Source organism: Sphingopyxis sp. (genome assembly GCF_041916015.1).
GTDB lineage: Bacteria > Pseudomonadota > Alphaproteobacteria > Sphingomonadales > Sphingomonadaceae > Sphingopyxis.
Window position 1 is genome coordinate 1 of the sequence record NZ_JAYSAH010000037.1, and the last position, 5,858, is coordinate 5,858.

Consider the following 5,858-nt stretch of genomic DNA (forward strand, 5'->3'; position numbering starts at 1 on the left):
GATGTTCTGGCGGTCGAGCCAGGTCGCGCCTGACGCCGTGATCTGGCGATCGATGTCGAGGTCGGAGCGAACGGCTATGGCGACGCGACGTTGCCCCCGTGCGTCATCGAACCGGCGCAGCTCGACGATCGAGCCGGGCGCGCTGTCGCCGGCCGCATCGAGATCGGGCAGCTTGATGTGGTGGGTGCGTCCGTCGACGCCATCGACGACGGCATAGGCCGTGCCCTTCAGTTCGTCGTCGAGGCCTCGATCGACCAGCCTGCCGACAATCGGCGTATCGAGACTTTCGGCGGCTAGCACGTAGCTGGCCGATCCGCGCTCGATGCCGCGTTCCGTCAACGCCCGGTGCATCCGCTTGATGATGTCACCGCGTTCACCGAGTTCGCGCAGCGTCGCCTCGGCCTTGCCGTCGATCGTCCACTGGCCGGGGCCGACCTCGACGGCGAGGCCGAGCGTTTCCAGCTTGTGCAGCCGTCCGACCTTGAGCGCATGATATTCGTCGGGCCGGGCTTGTCGGTCGGGCGCCATGTCGATGACGCCCGTGGTGTGCGCATCGCGGGCAAGGTGGCGGTCGAGTTGCGTCCAGCGCTCGGCATCGACCTGTCGCTCCAGAGCGCGGTGAATGTCGAGATCGGTGCGCGGCCCCAATTCCTGCGTGACGAGGTCGGCGGCGCGGGCGCGCATGCCTTCCTTGATGTAGTCGCGCGCGATCACGAGGTCCTGCCCGTCATCGGCACGGCCGCGCAGGATGATGTGGACGTGCGGGTTGTCGGTATTCCAGTGATCGACGGCGGCCCAATCGAGCTTCGTGCCGAGATCCTTCTCCATCTGGTTCATCAGATCGCGGGTGAAGGATTTGAGGTCCGCCATGTCCACGGCGTCCTCCGGCGAGACGATGAAGCGGAAATGGTGGCGATCGTCGCCGCAACGCTCGGCGAAGGCGCGGCCCTCGACCTCGTCCGTCTCCGCCCCGAACAACCGGGCCTTCTCTCCGTCACGGGTCACGCCCTCGCGGCGCAGATAGTTGAGATGGGCTGCGAGCGGCGCCGTGCGGGCATGATGGCGCACCAGGCGAGTCTTGATGACGACGACGCGCGAGCGGCCCGTGAGGAGACGGTTGGCGCGAACACTCGCCGTTCGGCCACGCCCGAAGGTCGAGCGATTGCCGGAGCTGATCCGGCCAGAACGCGAGACGCGAGCGCCGGCCTTCTGCGCGGCAGCCAGCGCCTGCGCGATGAAGGGCCTGGCACGCTGCGCGCTTGACGATCGGATACGGCCGGGCCGGATGCGGAAATCGTCATCGCCGCTCATCGCCGAGACTCCGCACATCGCATCAAACAGATGAAATCACGGAAGAAACGGCGCGCTCGCGAGGTTTGCGAAAACAGTGCACCTCGCGAAAGATCGGTGTAACCCATTGAAACAACACGACCGACCGACGCCGCACCTCGCAGCTTTTTATCTCGCCATCGTTCGGTCGTGTTGCCTGCTTCCCACCTCAGCCCACGCCATGACACGCCGGGATACGCTATCGTGTGATCAGGAACGCGGGCGCTCATCGAGCGGTCCGGTCGTCGGCGCGGGCGACGAAAAGCCCGCCGGACTGCGGCATGATGGCGGAGACATCGTGCACGGCCGGCGTCACGCTCGCGTCGCTGGAGGCGCGTTCAGCCGGCAAAGGATCGGCAGCGGCGCTGCGCTCGGATTGCGCGACGAACAGTGGTGCGCGCGTCCAGGCGAGCGGATCGGCCACCGCGACCATGACGGGGCTGGCGGGATCGCCGCTGCTGACCGACGGCGCGACGATGGCGAGATAGGCGCGCGTCTCGGCGGGCAGCGGGCGGCCGTCGAGAGAGTCCTCGTAACGGCCGGGGCCAGCATTATAGGCCGCGATCCAGCCGGGCGAACCGTACCGCTCGAACAACTCGCGAATATAGGCCGCGCCCGCGATGATGTTGTCGTGGGGATCATAAGGATCGGCGCTGAGGCGATGGCGAGCACGCAGGCCTGCCCAGGTTTCGGGCATGATCTGCATCAGGCCCATCGCTCCTTTGGGTGAGGTCGCGCTGGGATCGCCGGCGCTTTCCGCCCGCATGACAGCGCGTATCCACGCAATCGGTATTCGGAAGCGCGCCGCCGCTTCAGCGATATATAGAGCGTGGGGATCGCGGACCGATGGTCGTGCGATCGGCGCATCCTGAGCCAGAGCGATCGCCGGTACGACGCTTCCGACAGAGAGGCCGGTAAGGAGAAGGAGAGCCATGCGCCGGGCTGCGGAGCGCAGCCCGGACACATGCCGGCGGCTCGTCGTCGGACGAGGTCCAGCCATCGCTCAATCCTTCTCGGCGCGGTCGCGCGGTCGCGACCAGTGCAGCGACCAGGCGTTGCCGCCTTCATCGTCGCGGAACAGGTTGGCGCGGATCGGCTGCGGCAGGGCCGGATCGTCGATCAGCAGCGCGACATATTCGCCTGCGCGCTCGCCGGTGCGTTTCCAGCCCGCCCCGATCTCCGGGCCGGTCTCCTCGGCGCCGTCATCGCGGGCATGGATGCGATAGTCCGGTGCGTTTTCCGCATCGGACGGTTCGGCGGGCACGATGGCGATGTCGCGGAAGAGCGTGAATGTCTCGATGCGTCCGGTGAAGCCGGACGTCTCACGTGTGAATTGACCGATCTGCGGCATGACTCTCTCCATGGCGGTGGTGTTGGGAAGGCCATCGACGGGCACCGCTCCCGTCGATCGGAAGCGGTCAGCGTGTGGCGGCACGCCAGACGAAGCGACCATCGCCACCCTCGTCGGTATAGAGCGGCGTCGCCTTGCCGATGACGCCGCGCGCCGGGATCGGACCGAAGTAACGGCCGTCCAGACTGTCGCTGACATCGGGGTTCATGAGGAAAATCTGACCGTCGGCGAGGCGGCGACAGCCCTGCCAGACCGGCAGCGGACGTCCGCGCCGGTCGCGGTCGAGCGCATGCCCAAGCGGTATCGCGTCGACCGTGATGGCGTTGCCGGTGCGGCAGACCCGCTGGCCGGCAAGCCCCATGACGCGCTTCATCAGCGGCACGTCGCGACCGATATAGCCGCGCTCGACCAGGAAATCGGCGAGTGGCTGGTCCGGCAATACCGCAACCAGATCTCCGATCTCCAGATGACCCGGAGGATCGAGGTCATATAAGCCGATCGGCACGCTGGCCGAAGCGTTCCAGATCAGGCGAAGCGGAACCGGAACGGGCGACGCCAGTGTCGTCCCCATGATGGCGAGACACGTCGCGATGACATAGCCGCGACGGGTCATCTCTCGATCTCCCGCCGCTTGAGCCACGCCTGATGGCGTTCCCTGGTGTAGGCACGCGGCTCTTGGCCGGTGCTCATCCGGTTGGCAACGTGCCGCCAGTGATCGGGGGCGACGTCATGCGGTAGGATGCCGATGGCTTCCACCGCGTCGATGTGGCGAAGCACCTGTTCGACCTGGGGCCATCCCTCGATCTTCAGCAGAATGTCGCCGCCCGGCTGTACAAAGGGCAGAGTCTGATAGGGTTCGTTCGGTTCGACCGCGCGCACGATGTCGATGCGCGAACTGGTCGTGCCGAAGTCGTTGGCCGCCCAGCGGACGAAGGCGAAGACGCTGCCGGGACGATAGGAGAAGACACGGCGGCGACGGTCGAGCACCTCGTCGCGGACTTGCTGGCCGAACCTGATCCAGTTCTCGATCCGCTTTTCGATCCAGGTCAGCTCGACATGGGTGAGGCTGTCGGAGGTCTGCGCAATCGGCGCGGGGCGGCCGCGCACGCGGAGGAGCGCGTTGCCGGTCATGGATGTTCTCCTTCGGCAGGGGGAAATTCGCGCGCGAACAGATCGCGCAGCATGTCGGCAACGGTGACGCCGCGATGGAACGCAGCGATCTTGATCCGGCCGCGCTGGTCCGGCGTCACATCGATGGTGAGCCGCGCGGTGTAGCCGGTGGCGCTATCGTTGCGCGGCGACGCACCAGCAGCCCTGATCCACTGATCGGGATCGGCGGGCCGGGAAGCGAAACCGCGACGGGCCGGACGCTCGCTCACCGTGTCGCCCTCCCGATGCCGAGGCCGTCGATCGCGTCCGCCAGCGCTGCGATCTCGCGCGCGGCGGGCGTGTCGTCGTCCAGCTCGGACACCAGGCAGCCCGATTGCGCGGCGGCCGCGAAGGCGATGCGCTGGCCGATGGTGGCGGCTAGGACGGGCGGATCATGGTCGGCCAGCGCCTCCGCCGTTTCGCGTGCAAGCATGGTGCGTGCATCGCAGCGGTTCAGCACGAAACGGGCCGTAAGCTGAGGCCGGTAGATGCGCGCTTCACTGATGAGCGCCAGCATCTCGGCCGAGGCCCAACCGTCGAACGGCGATGGTTGCACCGGGACGAGCACGAGATCGGCGGCGAGCAGCGCCGAACGCATCAGGCCGGCGACGCGCGGCGGCCCGTCGATCACGACATGATCGGCATCGCGAGCGAGTTCGGGCGCCTCCCGGTGCAACGTATCGCGGGCGAGGCCAATGACGCCGAACAGGCGGGGCTTGCCCGCATGCTCCCGTTGCTGCGACCAGTCGAGCGCCGAGCCTTGCGGGTCCGCGTCGATCAGTGTGACGCGCTTTCCCTGTCGTGCCCATTCGCCGGCGAGGTTGAGCGCCAGCGTCGTTTTGCCGACGCCGCCTTTCTGGTTGAGGAAGGCCACGATCATCGGCGGCCTCCCGCACGAGGATCGAAGGGGAGTTGCGGAAGGCCGTGAGCGTTGGCCGCTTCAGAGCTGGTGCCGGCACAGGCTGGAGCGTTGGCGCGGCGTTTCCCCGTGGCGCTGAGCGCATTTGCGGCCTGCCGGACGAGGCTTTCCACGTCGCGCGCGCGCTCTTCAAAGTTAGATTCTCTGTTAGACTCTAAGTTAAGGGCGCGATTTTCGCTTTTCGTGTCGTAGGTTAAGGCCCGTTTGGGTTCCCGTTGGCACGATGGGGCGGTTCCTGATGGCACGTGCCCTCGGGTTCCCGATGGCACGAAGCCTTCCACAGCTTTTCCACAGGCCGGCGTCGGCTCGAAGGCGAGCAGCGTGCGGCCGCCAGCGTCGATCTCCAGGAACAGCGTGTAGCCGGGGAGCGGTTGGCGACGGATGATGTCGCGCAGCTCGAAGGCGAAGCGCTTGAACGGCGACAGCGCGCCCGATTTCTGGTGGAGGTGGCGGAAGTCGAACCGCCAGCCCTTGCGTTGACGACCGCCATGCTTTCGGACGATCCGATAGAGCCAGCGATCGAGACCGCCTGTCAGGTCGAAATAGGCGCGGTCGATCGTGAGAACGAGCGCGTCGTCGAGGACGGCTTGGTAGAACCAGTCGGGCACGATCAGCTCGATTCCGTCGGGCTTCCCGTTCCGGTCGGTGCGTTCCTTCCACTCGTTGATCCACGAGAAGCGGTGCCGCCGGCCCTCGGCGGGCTGCCGGATCGAAGTGCAGATCGTCGTCGATTGCAGCCGGTCGAGCGCGGCCTTGAGGCGCTGATAGTCGCGCAGGGATGTCCCACGGCCGATGAACTTCAGGATTTCATAGGGGGTGGCGACCATCAGCCGAGAGGTGCGCAAGCCCGCGTCGCGCGCCTCGACGATCTGGCTCGCCGCCCAGATCAGGATGTCGGCATCCCAGATGGTCGCCATGCCGTGATCGGGTACGGCCTCGACGCGGATCGATACGTCGCCCGCGCAGAAATCGATCGGTGCAGTGCGATGGGACTTGGAGAGGGAGAAGAAGGGATAGGCCATGAGATCCTGCGCATCTCGGGCAGCGAACTCGCCAGGGAGCGCTCGAAACAGGTCGAGCTGTCCGCGCTCCGATCGGGATTGTTGCCGC

Annotated in this window: 8 protein-coding genes; all 8 read right to left on the minus strand. The window is 66.7% G+C overall.

Going from position 1 to position 5,858, the window contains the following annotated elements; genetic code table 11:
• Positions 1 to 1,311, minus strand: a 1,311-nt coding sequence (locus ACE3SL_RS05575; protein WP_374524767.1) for a relaxase/mobilization nuclease domain-containing protein, incomplete at its 3' end; no start/stop codon positions are given.
• A 244-nt stretch (positions 1,312 to 1,555) separates the two neighbouring features.
• Positions 1,556 to 2,329, minus strand: a complete 774-nt coding sequence (locus ACE3SL_RS05580) for a lytic transglycosylase domain-containing protein (RefSeq protein ID WP_374524768.1) — start codon at positions 2,327 to 2,329, stop codon at positions 1,556 to 1,558.
• Between the two features lie 3 nt (positions 2,330 to 2,332).
• A complete protein-coding gene (locus tag ACE3SL_RS05585; RefSeq protein WP_374524769.1) occupies positions 2,333 to 2,680 on the minus strand; it encodes a DUF736 domain-containing protein in 348 nt (115 codons plus the stop codon).
• A gap of 67 nt (positions 2,681 to 2,747) precedes the next feature.
• Positions 2,748 to 3,293, minus strand: coding sequence for a S26 family signal peptidase (locus ACE3SL_RS05590; protein WP_374524770.1), 546 nt, complete (start codon positions 3,291 to 3,293; stop codon positions 2,748 to 2,750).
• A complete protein-coding gene (locus ACE3SL_RS05595) occupies positions 3,290 to 3,811 on the minus strand; it encodes a DUF2840 domain-containing protein (RefSeq protein WP_374524771.1) in 522 nt (173 codons plus the stop codon). Before ACE3SL_RS05595 ends, ACE3SL_RS05590 begins: the two co-directional genes overlap by 4 nt.
• Positions 3,808 to 4,059, minus strand: coding sequence for a hypothetical protein (locus ACE3SL_RS05600; protein ID WP_374524772.1), 252 nt, complete (start codon positions 4,057 to 4,059; stop codon positions 3,808 to 3,810). Before ACE3SL_RS05600 ends, ACE3SL_RS05595 begins: the two co-directional genes overlap by 4 nt.
• A complete protein-coding gene (gene parA / locus ACE3SL_RS05605) occupies positions 4,056 to 4,709 on the minus strand; it encodes a ParA family partition ATPase (protein WP_374524773.1) in 654 nt (217 codons plus the stop codon). Before parA ends, ACE3SL_RS05600 begins: the two co-directional genes overlap by 4 nt.
• The coding region (locus tag ACE3SL_RS05610) for a replication initiator protein A (RefSeq protein WP_374524774.1) at positions 4,706 to 5,858 on the minus strand (1,153 nt) is incomplete at its 5' end. The genes ACE3SL_RS05610 and parA, both read right to left, overlap by 4 nt.

Coding starts and splice junctions, on each gene's coding strand:
- ACE3SL_RS05580 (WP_374524768.1), bottom strand. CDS start 2,329: ATGGCTGGACCTCGTCCGACGACGAGCCGCCGGCATGTGTCCGGGCTG.
- ACE3SL_RS05595 (WP_374524771.1), bottom strand. CDS start 3,811: ATGACCGGCAACGCGCTCCTCCGCGTGCGCGGCCGCCCCGCGCCGATT.
- ACE3SL_RS05585 (WP_374524769.1), bottom strand. CDS start 2,680: ATGCCGCAGATCGGTCAATTCACACGTGAGACGTCCGGCTTCACCGGA.
- parA (WP_374524773.1), bottom strand. CDS start 4,709: ATGATCGTGGCCTTCCTCAACCAGAAAGGCGGCGTCGGCAAAACGACG.
- ACE3SL_RS05590 (WP_374524770.1), bottom strand. CDS start 3,293: ATGACCCGTCGCGGCTATGTCATCGCGACGTGTCTCGCCATCATGGGG.